The sequence below is a fragment of the Enterobacter sp. NFIX58 genome (genome assembly GCF_900110475.1).
GTDB classification, from domain to species: Bacteria; Pseudomonadota; Gammaproteobacteria; order Enterobacterales; family Enterobacteriaceae; genus Enterobacter; species Enterobacter quasiroggenkampii.
On sequence record NZ_FODW01000008.1, the window covers coordinates 49,407 to 68,118 of the forward strand.

Here is an 18,712-nt window from a genome sequence, read left to right on the forward strand (position 1 = left end):
CACGTTAACCGCGTGAGCAGACTCACATTTCCGCTATTAATCGAAAACTGAATAACCTTATAAAAACTACGGCATTGATAATCATTTTCAATATCATTTAATTAACTATAATGAACCAACTGCTTACGCGGCATTAACAGCTGTGCCGCCCGACAATAATGGAGAGGATTATGAGTTATACACTGCCATCCCTGCCGTATGCCTACGACGCACTGGAACCGCATTTCGACAAGCAGACGATGGAAATCCATCACACTAAACACCACCAGACCTATGTGAACAACGCGAACGCCGCGCTGGAAAGCCTGCCAGAGTTCGCTAACCTGCCTGTTGAAGAGCTGATCACCAAGCTGGACCAGCTGCCAGCGGACAAGAAAACCGTGCTGCGTAACAACGCGGGCGGTCACGCAAACCACAGCCTGTTCTGGAAAGGCCTGAAAACTGGTACCACCCTGCAGGGCGACCTGAAAGCGGCTATCGAGCGCGACTTCGGTTCTGTTGACAACTTCAAAGCAGAATTCGAAAAAGCCGCTGCAACCCGCTTCGGCTCCGGCTGGGCGTGGCTGGTTCTGAAAGGTGACAAACTGGCGGTGGTTTCTACCGCGAACCAGGACTCCCCGCTGATGGGTGAAGCGATCTCTGGCGCATCCGGCTTCCCAATTCTGGGTCTGGACGTGTGGGAACACGCTTACTACCTGAAATTCCAGAACCGTCGCCCGGACTACATCAAAGCGTTCTGGGACGTGGTGAACTGGGACGAAGCAGCAGCGCGTTTCGCCGCTAAAAAATAAGGTTGCATTGACGCCTGTGAGAAGCGAGTCTGATGGCTCGCTTTTTTTGTATCTGCGTAATGGAGGCAGCGATGCATTACCCGGTGAATGTATTTACAGGCAAGGTAAGGGAGTACGACGGCAGCCGCCCGAGCGCCATCGCCAAAATTCAGGTCGACGGTGAGCTGACGTTAACCGACCTTGGGCTTGCGGGTGACGAGCAGGCCGAAAAGAAAATCCACGGCGGGCCCGAGCGCGCACTGTGCCACTACCCGCGCGAGCACTATCAGCACTGGAAAACCGAGTTCCCCGAGCAGGCGGACCTCTTCGTCGCCCCCGCGTTTGGCGAGAATCTCTCCACCGAAGGGCTCACCGAAAAGAACGTGTTTATAGGTGATATCTACCGCTGGGGCGATGCCCTGATTCAGGTGACGCAGCCGCGCTCGCCGTGCTTCAAGCTCAACTTCCATTTCGGTATTCATGACATGTCGGCTCAGATGCAAAGCGCGGGTAAAACCGGCTGGCTGTACCGTGTGGTGCTGGCTGGGCAGGTGTCAGCGGATGCGCCGCTTGAGCTGGCATCACGCCTGAGTGAAGTGTCTGTTTACGACGCCTGCGCCATTGCCTGGCATATGCCGTTTGATGACGAGCAGTATCATCGCCTGCTGTCGGCGGCGGGGTTATCGACCAGCTGGACAAGAACGATGCAGAAGCGGCGTTTAAGCAGCAAGATCGAGGATAATTCGCGGAGGTTGTGGGGTAAATAGTCCTCCGTAAAGCGTAGGCCGGGTAAGGCGAAGCCGCCACCCGGCACTAACAGCTACGAACGCTTATACAACGGTAGCCACAGCGTTAACCGCAGCCCACCCAGCGGGCTGTCGTCGGCTTTCACCCAGCCGCGGTGCTGCTGCATGGCGGTTTCCACAATCGCCAGACCGAGTCCCGTACCGCCCGATTCCCGGTCGCGCGCTTCGTCGGTACGGTAGAACGGACGGAAAATCTGCTCGCGGTCTTCCGGGCTGACGCCAGGACCGTCGTCGTCGACAATGACGGTGATCCCGTCTTTATCCACCGAGAACGCCACCTCAATCTTCGTGTGCGAGTAGCGCAGGGCGTTACGCACGATATTCTCCAGCGCGCTTTCCAGCGTGTTGGGGTTACCGTACAGCGGCCATGGACCCGGCGGGAAGTTGACGGTGAAGGATTTGCCCATCTGCTCCGCTTCGAACGCCGCGTTATCCAGCACTTCATGCCACAGATGATTGGCTTTCACCGTTTCGCTCACCAGCGCGTTTTTCTGCTGATTGCGCGACATGACCAGCAGATCGTTGATCATGCTGTCCAGACGATGCGCTTCGGTTTCGATACGCTCCAGCTCTTTGCTCTCCCCGCTGCGGCGGCGCAGCAGCGCGGTGCCAAGCTGTAAGCGCGTAAGCGGGGTGCGCAGTTCGTGCGAGATATCCGACAGCAGACGCTGTTGTGCCGTCATCATGCGATCGAGAGCGCTCACCATCTGGTTAAAACTGGTCCCGGCGGCAAGGAACTCCTGCGGTCCGGCTTCCAGTTCAGGATGTTGTCGCAGGTTACCCTGGGCCACTTCGTCAGCCGCATTTTTCAGCTTACGGGCCGGTTTTGCCAGGCTCCACGCCAGCCATAACAGCAGCGGCGAGCTGACCAGCATAGTAACAATCAGCAGCAGGAGAGGGCGGTCAAACAGCAGGTTGATAAAGTCGGACTGGGAGCTGCTCGCGGGGCGAATCAGGTAGAGCTGATAGTTATCCTCGCCATCTCTGACGGAGAACGGCCCCACCATTTCTACGCGGCCATATTTTTTCTTCTGGGGGTGATCGGCGTTATCTGCCTGGCCAATGAAGTTGCGGATGATCTGCATTTCATTGCGATCGGCGCCAATCACGCGGCCTTCGCTGGTCACCAGCAGCAGGCGTTGTCCGGGCGGCGCCCACTTGTCGATAGCGCGAAACAGCCTGCGCCACCACATTAAATCGTTTGGCGGATCGTTTGCCAGCTCGGCTTCCACGTGCTGCTCGATCATCACGCCCTGACGTTGCTCGCTGTCGAGAAGCTCCGTCATCTGGCGTGAGTCGAGTTTTGGCAACATCAGTACGAGCATTAAAACCAGTGCCAGCGTCAGCCAGAAGATGGCGAAGATGCGGGCGGTTAAGCTTCCTATCATGAAGCGGAAACCATCAGATAACCGCGACCACGCAGGGTTTTAAACCATGGATGACCGTCTTTACGCTCCGGCAGCTTACGGCGCAGGTTAGAGATGTGCATGTCGATGGCGCGGTCAAACGGGGTCAGACGTTTGCCCAGCACTTCCTGGCTTAAATGTTCACGCGAAACCACCTGGCCGAGGTGCTGCGCCAGCAGATACAGCAGGGTGAACTCCGTGCCGGTCAGTTCCAGCGTCTGGCCATCAAAGCTCGCTTCCTGACGGCCCGGGTTCAGGCTCAGGGAGTCGACTTCAAGGGTAGGCGAGCTGTTGTCGGTATTCTGCTGCTGCTCGCTCCAGTGGGAACGACGCAGGATCGCGCGAATACGGGCGACCAGTTCGCGGTCGTTAAACGGCTTCGGTAAATAGTCATCCGCGCCCAGCTCAAGACCGAGTACGCGATCGAGTTCGCTGCCGCGAGCGGTCAGCATGATAACGGGAGTCTGGTGTGTCTGGCGAAGCTCTTTCAACGTATCAATACCGTTTTTCTTCGGCATCATCACGTCGAGCAAAAGTAAATCGATGCTGTCGTCAAGGAGACTCAGCGCCTGCTCGCCATCATGGGCAACCAGGACGTTGAAACCTTCCATGTCGAGCAACTCCTTTAAAAGGGATGTGAGCTCTCGGTCATCATCAACTAACAGGATTTTATTCATTGTTTAAATACCTCCGAGGCAGAAATTACGACATCAAGGCTGTCTAATCCATGACTTTACGTTGTTTTACACCCCCTGACGCATGTTTGCAGCCTGAATCGTAGACTGTCTCTCGTTGAATCGCGACACGAAAGATTTTGGGAGCAAGTGATGCGCAAAGTTACCGCTGCCGTCATGGCCTCAACGCTGGCGTTCAGTGCGTTTAGCCAGGCTGCTGTAGCTATCATCAGCGATAACGGTTCCTCACAAGAGGACACAACGCAGCACAGTAGCCAAAGCCATATGTTTGACGGCATAAGTTTAACCGAACATCAGCGTCAACAGATGCGAGATCTGATGCAGAGGGCGAGACACGACCAGCCCCCTGTTAATGTTAGCGAAATGGAGACAATGCATCGCCTTGTCACCGCAGAAAATTTTGACGAAAGCGCTGTGCGCGCTCAGGCCGAAAAAATGGCACAGGAACAGGTTGCTCGCCAGGTTGAAATGGCGAAGGTCCGCAACCAGATGTTCCACCTGCTAACGCCGGAGCAGCAAGCGGTTTTGAACACCAGACATCAGCAGCGTATGGATCAGCTGCGTGAGGTTGCACGGATGCAGCGAAGCTCAGAAACGACGTTTTTCAGTAGCAATAGCAGTACCCGTAGTAACCAGTAAACCCTGTTTTCCTTGCCATAGACACCATCCCTGTCTTCCCCCACATGATGTGGGGGTTTTTTTTGCCTGTTGATTCTTCACATCATGAGAAAATGGTATTGAGCGTTCCTCGTTGCTATTACCAGGGAGTTTTCATGTCCCTGTATTATTTTATGAGTACATCTTTGATTTTTAATTTTATGTTATTAATGGTTTTAATAAAATTATAGGTCCTTGATTTTTTCATTTCATCAATCCATTTTTCAGCATCGGTTTTTTGTTTAAATAATTCTTTGTTTTGCAGTTGAAGGGCGTTGAATGTATCCTGCAATTCATTGTTGGCGCTACTAAAGGTATTTATATTATCCTTCAGTTCAATATTCAACTTATATAATTCGGCGTGTTTATCCTGTAGCTCTACATACTTTATGTGGGTGTCTCTACTGAGATTATCCAGTTGACTGAACTCGGATTGTAATGCACTGAAAGATTTGTTTATATTGGATATGGTATTAGAAAAGTTAATAAGGAAATTATCACTTCCTTTTTCTCTCGTTTTAGTTGATACGAGTAATTCAATAATAGTGTCAAAGTGCTGATGCAGAGATGCTATTTTATCATCTAAAATAACTGGAGACATGTTTTTGTGACATTGTACTGTACGCTCGTATAGGGAATTAGAATCAGTTACGTAATAATCCTGAAGATCTAACATCTTGAAGAGATCTTTAGTTTTCCCGTTCAGCATATAATCAAAGGCCACAACTTTTTTCCCATGACAGGCTGCGGTAATTGCGCCATGGAAACTCACACCAATATAAGCGTGGCAACCTGCCAGCATGCTCATAATTTCGTACATATTGAGTTCTTTTTCATAAAGAGTATATCGGGAATCTGCATTTTGATTTATCTCTCTAAGAATGCTTTCATCATCATGAGTATACGCCAGTGGTAATAGTATGATTTCAAAGCCTAAATTGTAAAAATAGTCTAATGACTTTACAACATCAGGGATTGCACTTTTAGGTAGGAATCTATTCGCGTGATAAACAATGTATTCTTTATCGCTGTTTCTTAAATTTTTTAACGATTTTTCAATAAGTTCATGAGGAATACATTCTGTCATCATAAATGCAGAATCAGGAAATACGTTAATTAATGTATCCTCTATGCCACTATCTGTCAGGATTTTTTTAGTATAGTTGTCCCGGACTGATATATAGTCAATTGGGTCGCATAAGGCCTGAGTAAGTTTCTGATAAAATGGTGAGAAATCATGGTAGCCGCCAAGTAGATTCCAGATTAGTTTTATGTTGTGTTTGTATGCAACTATCGAAGGAATAACCCATGTTTCAAACACCGGGTAGTCTACGAACTCGTCCGAGTCTCTTTTTATTTTTTGTTGCCCGCTTGCATAGTGGAATATTCCACCACCACCAACGATAATTGCATCGAAATTATGTTTTAGATGCAATGATTCCATCTCATTTAATGGGTAGACAATCTCATTTAATGAGAGGCTTTGTGTTCCCCCCACCGGTGAGAAAAGATAAAGCTTGATATTCAGACCTTTCATTTTCATGATTTTATCGAAAATAATCGGAAATAAATGATCTCCATAATTTGCGATATCATAAACGCCAGTAAACGCAATTTTTAGTGGTTCATTAGACATATATATTCTCTTAAGATAAATTTTTCCAGTACAACATGTATAGCATCAAGTGTACTATATCGCTGAAATTAAACAATATTAACTTATCCTATAAATCTAATAAAGAACAATGAGTTAGATGGTGTGGTGGTTTTTCAGAGTAGTGGTAGGTTTTTATTGTTTGACACAATGCAATAGCATCTGTTGAGCGATTGGATACGGAAACAACTTATCCATTCAGTATTTTCTAAGTCGCAGTGACAGTGTCGTCGATGGTGCATATCAACGTAACAATCAAACCGGATGTGTAGTCTGGATGTAACGGGTTGGTGAAATAAAATTCTTTTGATACAAGTGGTTATTGTTTTTCTTTCTTCTCTGTTCCTGTCTTTTCCCACATAAGGGGGGCTCTGCACCATATTCTGATTTGTTAACCGTTTATTCATCCTTCGACTCCCCATGCTTCCGTTATACTAGCGGCATGACATGACAGGAGCGTTTATGAATCAATCCTATGGAAGACTGGTAAACCGGGCCGCCATGGCCGCGACGATCATGGCGTCGTGTTTGCTGGTCATTAAGGTTTTTGCGTGGTGGTATACCGGTTCGGTCAGTATTCTGGCGGCGCTGGTGGACTCGCTGGTCGATATTGCCGCCTCGCTGACCAACCTGCTGGTGGTGCGTTACTCGCTGCAGCCAGCGGATGAAGAGCACACGTTTGGGCACGGCAAAGCGGAGTCGCTGGCCGCGCTGGCGCAGAGCATGTTTATATCCGGTTCTGCGCTGTTCCTGTTTCTCACCGGCATTCAGCATCTCGTCTCGCCGACACCGATGAACGATCCCGGCGTCGGCGTCGTTGTGACGATTGTCGCGCTTATATGCACACTTGTTCTGGTAACGTTCCAGCGCTGGGTCGTTCGCAAAACGCAAAGTCAGGCTGTACGGGCGGATATGCTTCATTATCAATCTGATGTTATGATGAATGGGGCTATTCTTATTGCGCTCGGTCTGGCCTGGTATGGCTGGCATCGGGCCGATGCGTTGTTTGCGTTAGGGATTGGTATCTATATTTTATATAGCGCCCTGCGGATGGGGTATGAAGCGGTGCAATCACTGCTTGACCGCGCCCTCCCGGATTCAGAACGCAATGAAATTTTTTCTATCGTGACCGCTTGGCCCGGCGTCAGCGGTGCGCACGATCTTCGAACGCGGCAGTCAGGGCCGACCCGCTTTATTCAGATTCATATTGAAATGGAAGACAACCTGCCACTGGTTCAGGCTCACGTGATTGCTGAGCAGGTTGAGCAGGCGATTTTGCAGCGTTTTCCTGGTTCAGACGTCATCATTCACCAGGATCCCTGCTCGGTTGTACCCGGACATGTTGGGCTTTCGTAATTCGTTGTAAAAAAGTGAGCCAGGCCAGCATTTTGTGTATAAATTACCGCCATTTGGTCTGACCTGAATCAATTCAGCTGGAAGGGATTGATATACTATTTGCAGTATTCGTTGGTCGATAAGTTTCTTCCGGCAACAGATTTCAATTTTGCATTCCTAAGTTCAGAGGTAGTCATGATTAAGAAAATCGGTGTGTTGACAAGCGGCGGTGATGCGCCGGGCATGAACGCGGCAATTCGTGGGGTTGTTCGCGCGGCGCTGACGGAAGGTCTGGAAGTTTTTGGTATCTATGATGGTTACCTGGGTCTGTATGAAGACCGTATGGTTCAGCTCGACCGTTACAGCGTGTCTGACATGATCAACCGTGGCGGTACCTTCCTTGGGTCTGCACGCTTCCCGGAATTCCGTGATGAACACGTTCGTGAAGTGGCTATCGAGAACATGAAAAAACGTGGCCTGGACGCCCTGGTGGTTATCGGTGGTGACGGCTCGTACATGGGTGCAAAACGTCTCACTGAAATGGGCTTCCCGTGCATCGGTCTGCCAGGCACTATCGACAACGATATCAAAGGCACCGACTACACCATCGGTTACTTCACCGCGCTGGGAACCGTTGTGGAAGCGATTGACCGCCTGCGTGACACATCTTCTTCTCACCAGCGTATCTCAATCGTTGAAGTGATGGGGCGTTATTGCGGTGACCTGACCCTGGCTGCGGCGATTGCGGGTGGTTGTGAGTTTGTCGTGGTTCCGGAAGTGGAATTCAGCCGTGAAGATCTGGTGGCTGAAATCAAAGCGGGCATCGCGAAAGGCAAGAAACACGCGATCGTGGCTATCACCGAGCACATCTGTGACGTAGACGAGCTGGCGAAGTACATCGAAACCGAAACCAAACGTGAAACCCGTGCCACCGTACTGGGGCACATCCAGCGTGGCGGTTCCCCTGGCCCGTACGACCGTATTCTGGCGTCCCGTATGGGCGCGTACGCAATCGAACTGCTGCTGCAGGGCCACGGCGGCCGCTGCGTCGGTATTCAGAACGAAAAACTGGTTCACCATGACATCATCGACGCGATTGAAAACATGAAGCGTCCGTTCAAAGGTGACTGGCTGGACTGCGCGAAAAAACTGTACTGATTGGCTCTGTTGCCCGGTGGCGCTGCGCTTACCGGGCCTACAAAAGCACGACTCGTAGGCCGGGTAAGGCGTAGCCGCCACCCGGCTTTTTTATGCGTGCACGCTTTTTTATTCCACTACGTTATAGCCAATCTTTTTTTATTCTTTAATCCTCGATTCGCTTTCTGGCACGCTGCATTCATCAAAACACTACACAAGAGAGCTGGGCGATGAATAAATGGGGCGTGGGTTTAACATTATTGCTGGCATCGACCAGCGTTCTGGCTAAGGACATCCAGTTACTGAACGTGTCATACGACCCGACGCGTGAACTGTACGAGCAATACAACAAAGCGTTTGCGGCACACTGGAAACAGGAAACCGGCGACAATGTCGTGGTTCGCCAGTCTCACGGTGGTTCTGGCAAGCAGGCGACCTCCGTTATTAACGGCATCGAAGCTGACGTGGTGACCCTGGCGCTGGCCTACGATGTTGACGCGATCGCCGAGCGTGGCCGTATCGACAAAAACTGGATCAAACGCCTGCCGGATAACTCCGCGCCATACACCTCAACCATCGTTTTCCTGGTCCGTAAAGGCAACCCGAAACAGATCCATGACTGGAATGACCTGATTAAGCCAGGCGTGTCCGTCATCACCCCTAACCCGAAAAGCTCTGGCGGCGCTCGCTGGAACTACCTGGGTGCGTGGGGCTACGCGCTGCACCACAACAATGGCGACCAGGCCAAAGCGCAGGAATTCGTGAAAGCGCTGTATAAAAACGTTGAGGTGCTGGACTCCGGCGCGCGTGGCGCCACCAACACCTTCGTCGAGCGCGGGATTGGCGACGTGCTGATCGCATGGGAAAACGAAGCCCTGCTGGCCACTAACGAGCTGGGTAAAGACAAGTTCGAGATCGTGACCCCAAGCGAATCGATTCTGGCTGAGCCGACCGTCTCTGTTGTCGATAAAGTGGTTGAGAAGAAAGACACCAAAGCGGTGGCAGAAGCCTACCTGAAGTATCTCTACTCGCCAGAAGGCCAGGAAATTGCGGCGAAAAACTTCTATCGTCCACGCGATCCGGCGGTGGCGAAGAAATACGAAAGCGTCTTCCCTAAACTGAAACTCTTCACCATTGATGATGAGTTCGGTGGCTGGACGAAAGCGCAGAAAGAGCACTTCTCTAACGGCGGCACGTTCGATCAGATCAGCCAGCGCTAACCATTAGCCAATGACACGGTAACCCGGCGTGAGAAATCCGCCGGGTTTTTTATTTGGTCATCATTTTGCGTTACTCTTTTGCCTCTATTGAAAACAGGGAACGCGTTGTGAAAAAAATTATCTTATTGATCCTCATTGTCATCGCCCTTGTCGCTGGCGGCGTGTACTGGATGAAAGCGGGTAATCCGAATGCGTTGCGACATATCGTTCTCGACCAGTGCGTGCCGAATCAGATCCAGAATCGTAACCCGGCACCGTGTGCGCAGGTGAAAACGGATGCAGGCTATGTGGTCTTTAAAGACCGCAACGGGCCGCTGCAATATCTGCTGATGCCGACATATCGCATCAACGGCACCGAGAGCCCGCTATTGACCGAAGCGCACACGCCGAACTTTTTCTGGCTGGCCTGGCAGTCGCGCAGCTTTATGACCCTGAAGCGCGGATCCGAGGTGCCCGATAGCGCCATTTCGCTGACGATTAACTCGCCGACAGGGCGCACGCAGAACCATTTTCATATTCATATCTCCTGTCTGCGCCCGGACGTGCGCGAGAAACTCAACGCCGCGCAGGGAGAAATCAGCACCCAGTGGCTGCCGCTTCCCGGCGGGCTGGAAGGGCATGAGTATCTTGCTCGTCGGGTGACGGAGAATGAGCTGGTGCAGCGCAGCCCGTTCATAATGCTGGCTGAAGAGCTTCCGGAAGCGCGCGACCATATGGGGCGCTTTGCCCTGGCGATGGCGCAGCAGTCCGATGGTTCGTTTGTGTTGCTGGCAACCGAACGTAACCTGCTGATGCTTAACCGCGCGTCCGCTGAGGAACTGCAGGATCATCAATGCGCTATTCTAAATTGACCCCACCATAAATAGCGTTTACTCGCCCTGCCTGTCGCCGTAGACTTGCTGAAAAATTCTACAGGAGACAGGTATGTCGCTCTGGTCAACGTATCCTCTGCTGCTGCCTTCACTGATCGTTGGCGTCACTATCGTGCTTTGGGCGACGTCGCTGTTGCCGGAATTCATCACCGCACTGCTGTTCTTTACGGCGGCAATGACCGCGAAGATTGCCCCGCCGGAGGTGATTTTCGGCGGTTTTGCTTCGTCGGCCTTCTGGCTGGTCTTCAGCGGATTCGTGCTCGGCGTGGCGATCCGTAAAACCGGTCTGGCAGACCGGGCCGCCCGGGCGTTGTCGGCAAAGCTCACCGACTCCTGGGTATTAATGGTAGCGAGCGTGGTGCTGCTGAGCTATGCGCTGGCGTTTGTGATGCCGTCGAACATGGGACGTATTGCGCTGCTGATGCCGATTGTCGCGGCGATGGCGAAACGCGCCGGTATCGCCGACGGCTCCCGCGCCTGGTTTGGTCTGGCGCTGGCGGTAGGGTTCGGGACGTTCCAGCTTTCGGCGACGATTCTGCCCGCTAATGTGCCTAACCTGGTGATGAGCGGTGCGGCGGAAGGCTCGTACGGCATCCATCTGAACTATGTCCCGTATCTGCTGCTGCACACGCCGGTGCTGGGCATTCTCAAAGGCCTGATTCTGATTGGCCTGATCTGCTGGCTTTTTCCCGGCAGCCCAAAACCGCCGAAGGAACAGGCGCCGTCTGAGCCTATGGGGCGGGACGAAAAGCGTCTCGCCTGGCTGCTGGCGGTGGTGCTGGGGATGTGGGTGACGGAGAGCTGGCACGGCGTGGGGCCCGCCTGGACGGGGCTGGCGGCGTCGATCATCGTTATGCTACCGCGTATCGGTTTTATCACCGGGGAGGAGTTTTCTGCGGGGGTGAATATGCGTACCTGTATCTACGTTGCTGGTATTTTGGGGCTAGCGATCGTCGTGACGCAAACCGGTATCGGAACGGCGGTGGGCGAGGCGTTGCTCCGCATTATGCCGCTGGATGCAGATAGACCGTTCACCAGTTTCCTGGCGTTGACCGGGATCACCACCGCACTCAACTTCATTATGACCGCCAACGGCGTTCCTGCGCTGTATACCACCCTGGCGCAAAGCTTCTCGGATGCGACCGGCTTCCCGCTGCTGTCGGTGATCATGATTCAGGTGCTCGGCTATTCCACGCCGCTGCTGCCGTATCAGGCGTCGCCGATCGTGGTGGCGATGGGGCTAGGAAAGGTGCCTGCCAGGGCGGGGATGGTGCTCTGTCTGGCGCTGGCGATAGCGACGTATCTGGTGCTGCTGCCGCTGGATTATCTGTGGTTTAGCCTGCTGGGACGGCTGTAAAAAAGCCCGGTGGCGCTGACGCTTACCGAGCCTACAGAACTGTAGGACGGGTTAGCGCAAGCGCCACCCGCCACAAAGGCAATTACGCCTGTTTAGCCGCTTCTGCCGCTTTAACGATCACCGCGAAAGCGTCCGCTTTCAGGGATGCACCGCCAACCAGCGCGCCATCGATGTCTGGCTGGGTGAACAGCTCAGCAGCGTTAGACGCGTTAACGGAACCGCCGTACTGGATGATCACTTGCTCAGCCACTTTGGCGTCAGCTTTCGCAATGTGGTCACGGATGAATTTGTGAACCGCCTGAGCCTGCGCAGGGGTTGCTGATTTGCCGGTACCGATCGCCCAGACTGGCTCGTAAGCGATTACCGCGCCTTCGAACGCTGCCGCGCCCTGGGTTTTCAGCACTGCGTCGATCTGACGTGCGCACACTTCTTCGGTTTTGCCCGCTTCGTTTTCTGCTTCAGTTTCACCGATGCACAGAACCGGGATCAGACCCTGCTCTTTCAGCACGGCGAATTTCTTCGCGATGAACTCGTCGGATTCTTTGTGGTAGGTGCGACGCTCGGAGTGGCCGATGATGATGTATTTCGCGCCGATATCTTTCAGCATTTCAGCGGAGGTTTCACCGGTGAACGCGCCAGACAGGTTAACGTCAACGTTCTGCGCGCCCAGAATGATGTGGCTGCCGTCAGCGGCACGTTTAGCCAGATCCAGATACATATCCGGCGGAGCGATAGCAACCGCGCAGCCCGTCACGCCAGCCAGCTCTTTACGCAGGTTCGCAACCAGTTCGTTTACCATGTGGCGGCTGCCGTTCAGTTTCCAGTTACCCATCACTAAAGGATGTCGCATTTCAATTCTCCACGCTCAATAAGCGAATTAAGGAATATGGCCACCCTGTCGGGCAGCATGGTCTGTGAATCAGTATAGAGATTTTCCCTCGAAAGGCTTTGCTTTTTGTCATTAATTCGCCCCGCCAAGGGTGTCAGATAATGCCAGCTTAATCGGTTCAACAGCGAAGGTCAGTCCTTTTTCGCCGTTGTCCGCCACAACATAGCGGATCGCGCCTTCGGTATCGGCGTAGTAACGCTTGTTTTTACCGGCGGTGAGGAGTTTTTGCAGCTTTTGCTGGCTTTGCTTTTTCGTCAGCGCAGGGGTAAACGCCTGCAGGACCGCGCTCATATACTCCAGCGCTTTTGCCTTCGCGGCTTTCTGCTCTGGCCCCTGTATTGGCAGCCAGGTGATTTGCATGCTTTTGATTTTTAACGTCCCGCGTTCGAGCGCCGTGGAGGCATACAAATTCTCGTTAATCTTGCTTGCCGCACGGGTCAGAGTAGGCGTGTCGCGGGGGCCATCAATGGCACGAAACTCATCCAGCGGCAGCGTGGGGTTGGCCTGATTGAAGGCTTCACGAAACTGGCTGATGGACTGATCGAACGACGGTGCGCCCGCCAGCAGATACGGTGCGGTGGTCGGGGCTGTGGTTTCGGCGGCGTGCAGGGTAAAGCCCGCGCTGAGCAGCGCTAAACACAGGAAAAGAGAATGTGTCGAACTTTTCATCAACATTGCCCCTGGCCGTAAGTGCTCATGATTAAAACGATATCTGGTCGGCTTGTCAAAAGGTCACAACTCCAGGGTAAAATGCGCGCGATATGATAATAAGGAACCTTACATGACCATACAGCAGTGGCTGTTTTCATTCAAAGGGCGTATTGGACGCCGTGATTTCTGGATCTGGATGGTGACGTGGGTTGTCGCCATGCTGCTTCTGTTTTTCGTTGCCTATAACGCATGGCTAAGCACGCAAACGGCGGCCTTCGCGCTGGTCTGCCTGCTCTGGCCAACGGCGGCTGTCGTCGTGAAACGCCTGCACGATCGCGGTCGTTCCGGCGCGTGGGCATTTCTGATTATTCTGGCGTGGATGCTGGTGGCGGGAAACTGGGCGATGCTGCCGTCCATCCTGCCGTGGGTTGTGGGCAGGCTGCTGCCGTCGGTCATCTTCGTGATGATGATTGTCGATCTGGGTGCGTTTATCGGCACCCAGAGCGAAAACAAATACGGTAAAGATACCGTTGAGGTGAAATACCGCTGATCACCAGTAGTGTTCGGCGGTCATATGGCCTGGCCGGCGGCGAAGATGTTTCGTCATCTGCCGGGTATCCTTCAGAAGCTGCTGCGTGTCCCGTACCATCTGCGGGTTGCCACATAGCATGACGTGGCTGGTTTCAGCGTTCAGCGGCAAACCCACCGCCTCTTCCAGGGCACCACTCTCAATAAGCGCCGGCACGCGGCCGGTCAGCGTTCCTGCTACGGTTTCACGGCTGACCACCGTCTGAATCTTTAACTTTCCGCCGTACTGTTGTTCCAGCGCCTGCATCTGCGGCAGGTAGCTCAGATCTGCAGCGTAGCGCGCGGCGTGCACCAGCACGATGTTTTTAAAGCGCTCGAGGTCTTTGCCGTACTGCAAAATAGAGAGATAAGGACCGATGGCCGTGCCGGTTGCCAGCATCCAGAGCGTGTCACAATCCGGGATCTCTTCGAGCACAAAGAAGCCTGCTGCTTCACTCACGATCTGCACCTCGTCGCCGGGCTTAAGGGCGGCAAGGCGCGGGCTGAGTTTACCGTCAGGAACGGTGACCAGGTAGAACTCGAGATCCGGGTTATCAGGCGCGTTAACGTAAGAGTAGGCGCGCTGCACGCGCTCGCCGTCGACATCCAGCCCCAGCTTCGCAAATTGCCCGGCTTTAAACGGATGTACGGGAGCATGCACGGTGAGACTAAATAGCGCATCGGTCCAGAACTGTACCTTTGTGACTTTACCTGTTACCCAGTCCGCCATGATCTTCTCCTGTGCTGTTTCTCTGTTCTATCTTCCGTACTTAACGGGGAGATTTCCAGCCCATTTGGGCCGGAAAGCTCTATCGATCAAACGGTTTTACAGAATGTGCGTCTGTACGTCCGGGTCTTTGCGGTCGAGATAGTGGATAGACTGGATGCGGCGAATGGTGCGCGATTTGCCGCGGATCAGCAGCGTTTCGGTGGTCGCCATATTGCCCTTGCGGGTGATGCCGTCCAGTAGATCGCCTTTGGTGATACCGGTCGCCGAGAAGACCACGTTATCGCTACGGGCCATATCATGTAGTGCCAGCACTTTGTTGGCCTCGATACCCATCGCTTCGCAGCGTGCCAGCTCGTTTTCCCCGATACGGCGGTTCTCCTCGCTGTCGCCTTTCACCTCGTGGCGGGGCAGCAGACGAGCCTGCATATCGCCGTCCAGCGCGCGGATCACTGCCGCAGAGACTACGCCTTCCGGTGCGCCGCCGATGCCGTACAGTACGTCCACTTCGCTGTCCGGCATGCAGGTCAGGATCGAGGCGGCAACGTCACCATCCGGAATGGCAAACACGCGCACGCCGAGCTTTTGCATCTGCGCGATGGTGGCGTCGTGGCGCGGTTTTGCCAGAATCGTCACGGTAAGTTCGCTAAGGGGTTTGCCCAGGGCGCTGGCGACGTTGCGCAGGTTCTCGTCCAGCGGCAGGCTGAGGTCGATTGCGCCTTTTGCGCCAGGACCGACAATCAGCTTTTCCATGTACATATCCGGCGCGTTAAGGAAGCAGCCCTTATCGCCTACGGCCAGCACCGCGAGGGCGTTGGCCTGACCCATTGCCGTCATGCGCGTACCTTCGATCGGGTCGACGGCGATATCCACAGCATCACCTTTGCCGGTACCGACTTTTTCACCGATATAGAGCATTGGCGCTTCGTCGATCTCGCCTTCGCCGATCACGATAGTGCCGTCGATGTTGACCTGGTTAAGCACAATGCGCATGGCATGGACGGCTGCGCCGTCGGCGGTATTTTTGTCACCACGACCCAGCCATTTATAGCCTGCAAGGGCGGCCGCTTCGGTGACGCGGGAAAACTCGATAGCAAGTTCACGTTTCATGAGGTACTCGTGCAATCAAAAGGAATTGCACGAAGTTTATCACAGAGTGGGAGGGGGGTTTTAAGTCCCCTCTCCCCAAAGGGGAGAGGGATACGTTTGTCTTACTCGTCGTGCTCTTCCCACGCCAGGGCGCGTTTGACCGCTTTCTTCCAGCCGCTGTAGCGGAAGTTACGCTCGGTGGTTTCGATGCCCGGGCGGAATTCGCGTTCGATCACCGCTTTTTCCTGCAGCTCGTCCAGGTTCTGCCAGAAGCCTACCGCCAGACCGGCAAGGTACGCCGCGCCCAGCGCCGTCACTTCACGCACTTCAGGACGCTCAACGCGGGTGCCCAGAATGTCGGACTGGAACTGCATCAGGAAGTTATTCGCGACCGCACCGCCGTCCACGCGCAGGGCGTGCAGACGAATACCGGAGTCCGCCTGCATCGCTTCCAGCACGTCGCGCGTCTGGTAGGCGATGGATTCCAGGGTGGCGCGAATGATATGGTTAGAATTCACGCCACGCGTCAGACCGAAAATCGCGCCGCGTGCATACGGGTCCCAGTACGGTGCGCCCAGACCGGTGAACGCAGGCACCACGTACACGCCGTTGGTGTCTTTCACTTTGGTCGCGAAGTACTCGGAGTCGAACGCATCGCTGATCAGCTTCATCTCGTCACGCAGCCACTGGATAGACGCGCCGGCCATGAACACCGCACCTTCCAGGGCATAGTTCACTTCACCGCGCGGGCCGCAGGCGATGGTGGTCAGCAGACCGTTTTCTGATTTCACCGCTTTCTCGCCGGTGTTCATCAGCATAAAGCAGCCGGTGCCGTAGGTGTTCTTCGCCATCCCTTCCTTGACGCACAGCTGGCCGAACAGCGCCGCCTGCTGGTCACCGGCGATACCGGCGATAGGAATACGGGTGCCGCCTTTACCGCCGATGTTGGTCTGGCCATATACCTCAGAAGACTTGCGCACTTCAGGCAGCATCGCGCGTGGGATATCCAGCGCGTCCAGCATCTTGTCATCCCACTCCAGGGTGTTGATGTTGAACAGCATGGTACGCGAGGCGTTGGTGTAGTCGGTGACGTGAACGCGTCCCTGGGTCATCTTCCAGATAAGCCAGGTGTCAACGGTACCAAACAGCAGCTCGCCGCGCTTTGCACGCTCACGTGAACCTTCCACATGGTCGAGGATCCATTTCACTTTGGTGCCGGAGAAATACGGGTCAACCACCAGGCCGGTGGCGCTGCGCACGTACTCTTCCATGCCGTCGCGCTTCAGCTGTTCGCAAATCTCAGAGGTACGGCGGCACTGCCAGACGATGGCGTTGTAAATAGGCTTACCGGTTTCACGTTCCCAGACAATCGTCGTTTCACGCTGGTTAGTGATACCAATCGCGGCAATCTCGTCGGAACTGATATCGGCTTTCGCCAGCACTTCGACCAGCGTGGAGCTTTGTGACGCCCAGATCTCCATTGGGTCGTGTTCGACCCAGCCTGGACGAGGGTAAATTTGCTCAAATTCGCGCTGTGACACGCTGACGATGTTCGCGTCATGATCCATTACGACAGCGCGGGAGCTGGTAGTGCCCTGGTCGAGCGCAACGATATATTTTTTTTCGGTCATGGTATGTGTCCCGTAGTCAGATTACAGCGAAGCTTTTTGTTGTGCGGTAGAAGTCGTTTCCTTCTCCTCTTCCACACAGGTGTCGCACGGTAAATGGCGACCAATTAATTTGCGGTAGCTAAACGCACCCAACGCAGCCCCGACAACTGGCGCAAACAGCGGTACCAGGAAGTAAGGAATGTCTTTGCCGCCGGTGAAGGCGACGTCGCCCCAGCCTGCGATAAAGGCGAACGCTTTAGGTCCGATATCACGTGCCGGGTTCATCGCGAAGCCGGTCAGCGGGCCCATGGAAGCGCCAATCACCGCGATCAGCAGGCCAATCAGCAGTGGGGCCAGCGGGCCGCGCGGAATGCCGTTTCCGTCGTCGGTCAGCGCCAGGATAACGCCCATCAGAATAGCGGTAATCACCATTTCAACTGCGAACGCCTGCACAAAATTGATATGCGGGTTTGGATAGGTTGAGAAGATGCCTGCCAGATCCAGACTTTCGACGCTGCCGCGCACCATATGATGCGTCTGTTCGAAGTCGATGAAAAGATTGTAATAAAGCCCGTAAACTAACGCCGCTGCGCAAAACGCGCCGGCAAACTGAGAAAGAATGAAAGGAACAACTTTGCGTCCGTCGAAGCACGCGAACAGCCACAGTGCGATAGTCACCGCCGGGTTAAGATGTGCACCAGAAACCCCTGCAGTCAGGTAGATGGCCATCGCCACGCCCAGACCCCAGATGATACTGATTTCCCACTGACCAAAACTGGCACCCGCCACTTTCAGTGCAGCGACACAGCCCACTCCGAAGAATATCAACAACCCGGTACCAAGGAACTCGGCAATGCACTGGCCTTTTAAGGTTGATGTCTGACTCATAATCGGAATCCTGAAGAAATTGATGTTTATTGTTAGCATGGCCGCCCGTGACAGCCACGATGCCCTGTAGACATAGTGTTAATTTATCGTTAACGAGCAAAAACGAGAAATATCGAAATCAAAATGTGTGGTCTGTGTCAATAAAATGAGCGTTTTCGCGCCATAAAGCACATTTTTACAGCAGTACAGGATCGGTACAGGAATGAGAGCTGAATCATTTCATTAACGAATGAGTTAACAATTTAGGGGGATATGACGCGAACGCACCAGGACCAGACCTAAAAGTGTTGCAAACCGCGATCTGCGCGGTGTGTCGCTGGACACAGAGCGCCGCGCTCCATACAATCGACGGTATATGTCGTGCGCGTTTATGTTAAAGCGT

At 53.7% G+C, this 18,712-nt stretch carries 18 protein-coding genes; 9 read left to right on the top strand and 9 right to left on the bottom strand.

Going from position 1 to position 18,712, the window contains the following annotated elements; translation table 11 throughout:
* The first annotated feature begins 170 nt into the window (after positions 1-170).
* Both sodA and yiiM read left to right on the top strand, forming a co-directional pair.
* Positions 171-791, top strand: coding sequence for a superoxide dismutase [Mn] (gene sodA, locus BMW97_RS21725; RefSeq protein ID WP_003861999.1), 621 nt, complete (start codon positions 171-173; stop codon positions 789-791).
* Between the two features lie 71 nt (positions 792-862).
* The gene (yiiM, locus tag BMW97_RS21730) at positions 863-1,537 is read left to right on the top strand and encodes a 6-hydroxyaminopurine reductase (protein ID WP_045909111.1); all 675 of its coding nucleotides are present in this window, start codon (positions 863-865) and stop codon (positions 1,535-1,537) included.
* Between the two features lie 53 nt (positions 1,538-1,590).
* Here yiiM and cpxA read toward each other — a convergent pair whose 3' ends face one another.
* Together cpxA and cpxR are read right to left on the bottom strand one after the other, a co-directional pair.
* Positions 1,591-2,964, bottom strand: coding sequence for an envelope stress sensor histidine kinase CpxA (gene cpxA, locus BMW97_RS21735; protein WP_014885717.1), 1,374 nt, complete (start codon positions 2,962-2,964; stop codon positions 1,591-1,593).
* Positions 2,961-3,659 carry an envelope stress response regulator transcription factor CpxR gene (gene cpxR / locus BMW97_RS21740; protein ID WP_006179159.1) on the bottom strand — a complete coding sequence of 233 codons (699 nt, stop codon included), beginning with the start codon at positions 3,657-3,659 and terminating at the stop codon, positions 2,961-2,963. Before cpxR ends, cpxA begins: the two co-directional genes overlap by 4 nt.
* A 150-nt stretch (positions 3,660-3,809) precedes the next feature.
* Between cpxR and cpxP the strand changes: the two genes are divergently transcribed.
* Positions 3,810-4,316 (top strand): cell-envelope stress modulator CpxP, encoded by a 507-nt coding sequence (gene cpxP / locus BMW97_RS21745; RefSeq protein ID WP_045909112.1) that lies wholly within the window; start codon positions 3,810-3,812, stop codon positions 4,314-4,316.
* Between the two features lie 145 nt (positions 4,317-4,461).
* Here the strand turns inward: cpxP and BMW97_RS21750 are convergent, their stop codons facing one another.
* On the bottom strand, positions 4,462-5,970 hold the full coding sequence (locus BMW97_RS21750; RefSeq protein WP_045909113.1) for a polysaccharide pyruvyl transferase family protein: 1,509 nt from the start codon (positions 5,968-5,970) through the stop codon (positions 4,462-4,464).
* Between the two features lie 480 nt (positions 5,971-6,450).
* Between BMW97_RS21750 and fieF the strand changes: the two genes are divergently transcribed.
* From fieF to BMW97_RS21775, 5 genes are all read left to right on the top strand, one after another.
* Positions 6,451-7,344 carry a CDF family cation-efflux transporter FieF gene (gene fieF / locus BMW97_RS21755; RefSeq protein ID WP_045909114.1) on the top strand — a complete coding sequence of 298 codons (894 nt, stop codon included), beginning with the start codon at positions 6,451-6,453 and terminating at the stop codon, positions 7,342-7,344.
* A 174-nt stretch (positions 7,345-7,518) separates the two neighbouring features.
* Positions 7,519-8,481: a 6-phosphofructokinase gene (gene pfkA, locus BMW97_RS21760; protein WP_008501816.1), complete on the top strand. Its 963-nt coding sequence runs from the start codon at positions 7,519-7,521 to the stop codon at positions 8,479-8,481.
* Between the two features lie 209 nt (positions 8,482-8,690).
* Positions 8,691-9,680: a sulfate ABC transporter substrate-binding protein gene (locus BMW97_RS21765; RefSeq protein ID WP_024909198.1), complete on the top strand. Its 990-nt coding sequence runs from the start codon at positions 8,691-8,693 to the stop codon at positions 9,678-9,680.
* 107 nt (positions 9,681-9,787) lie between these two features.
* A complete protein-coding gene (locus BMW97_RS21770; RefSeq protein ID WP_045909115.1) occupies positions 9,788-10,531 on the top strand; it encodes a CDP-diacylglycerol diphosphatase in 744 nt (247 codons plus the stop codon).
* A 73-nt stretch (positions 10,532-10,604) separates the two neighbouring features.
* Complete coding sequence (locus BMW97_RS21775; protein ID WP_045909116.1) at positions 10,605-11,909, top strand: SLC13 family permease; 1,305 nt, start codon at positions 10,605-10,607, stop codon at positions 11,907-11,909.
* 82 nt (positions 11,910-11,991) lie between these two features.
* Here the strand turns inward: BMW97_RS21775 and tpiA are convergent, their stop codons facing one another.
* Positions 11,992-12,759 carry a triose-phosphate isomerase gene (tpiA, locus tag BMW97_RS21780; protein ID WP_003862019.1) on the bottom strand — a complete coding sequence of 256 codons (768 nt, stop codon included), beginning with the start codon at positions 12,757-12,759 and terminating at the stop codon, positions 11,992-11,994.
* 111 nt (positions 12,760-12,870) lie between these two features.
* Positions 12,871-13,467: a DUF1454 family protein gene (locus BMW97_RS21785; RefSeq protein ID WP_045909117.1), complete on the bottom strand. Its 597-nt coding sequence runs from the start codon at positions 13,465-13,467 to the stop codon at positions 12,871-12,873.
* A gap of 112 nt (positions 13,468-13,579) precedes the next feature.
* Here BMW97_RS21785 and BMW97_RS21790 point away from each other — a divergent pair, with 112 nt between their 5' ends.
* Positions 13,580-13,999: a DUF805 domain-containing protein gene (locus BMW97_RS21790; RefSeq protein ID WP_023293600.1), complete on the top strand. Its 420-nt coding sequence runs from the start codon at positions 13,580-13,582 to the stop codon at positions 13,997-13,999.
* On the opposite strand, the gene fpr is transcribed toward BMW97_RS21790, so the two are convergent.
* From fpr to BMW97_RS21810, 4 genes are all read right to left on the bottom strand, one after another.
* Complete coding sequence (fpr, locus tag BMW97_RS21795) at positions 14,000-14,746, bottom strand: ferredoxin--NADP(+) reductase (protein ID WP_045909118.1); 747 nt, start codon at positions 14,744-14,746, stop codon at positions 14,000-14,002.
* Positions 14,747-14,842: 96 nt separating this feature from the next.
* Positions 14,843-15,853, bottom strand: a complete 1,011-nt coding sequence (glpX, locus tag BMW97_RS21800) for a class II fructose-bisphosphatase (protein WP_045909119.1) — start codon at positions 15,851-15,853, stop codon at positions 14,843-14,845.
* A gap of 101 nt (positions 15,854-15,954) precedes the next feature.
* Complete coding sequence (glpK, locus tag BMW97_RS21805) at positions 15,955-17,463, bottom strand: glycerol kinase GlpK (protein ID WP_014885706.1); 1,509 nt, start codon at positions 17,461-17,463, stop codon at positions 15,955-15,957.
* Between the two features lie 21 nt (positions 17,464-17,484).
* On the bottom strand, positions 17,485-18,330 hold the full coding sequence (locus tag BMW97_RS21810; protein WP_014885705.1) for an MIP/aquaporin family protein: 846 nt from the start codon (positions 18,328-18,330) through the stop codon (positions 17,485-17,487).
* Between the last annotated feature and the right edge of the window lie 382 nt (positions 18,331-18,712).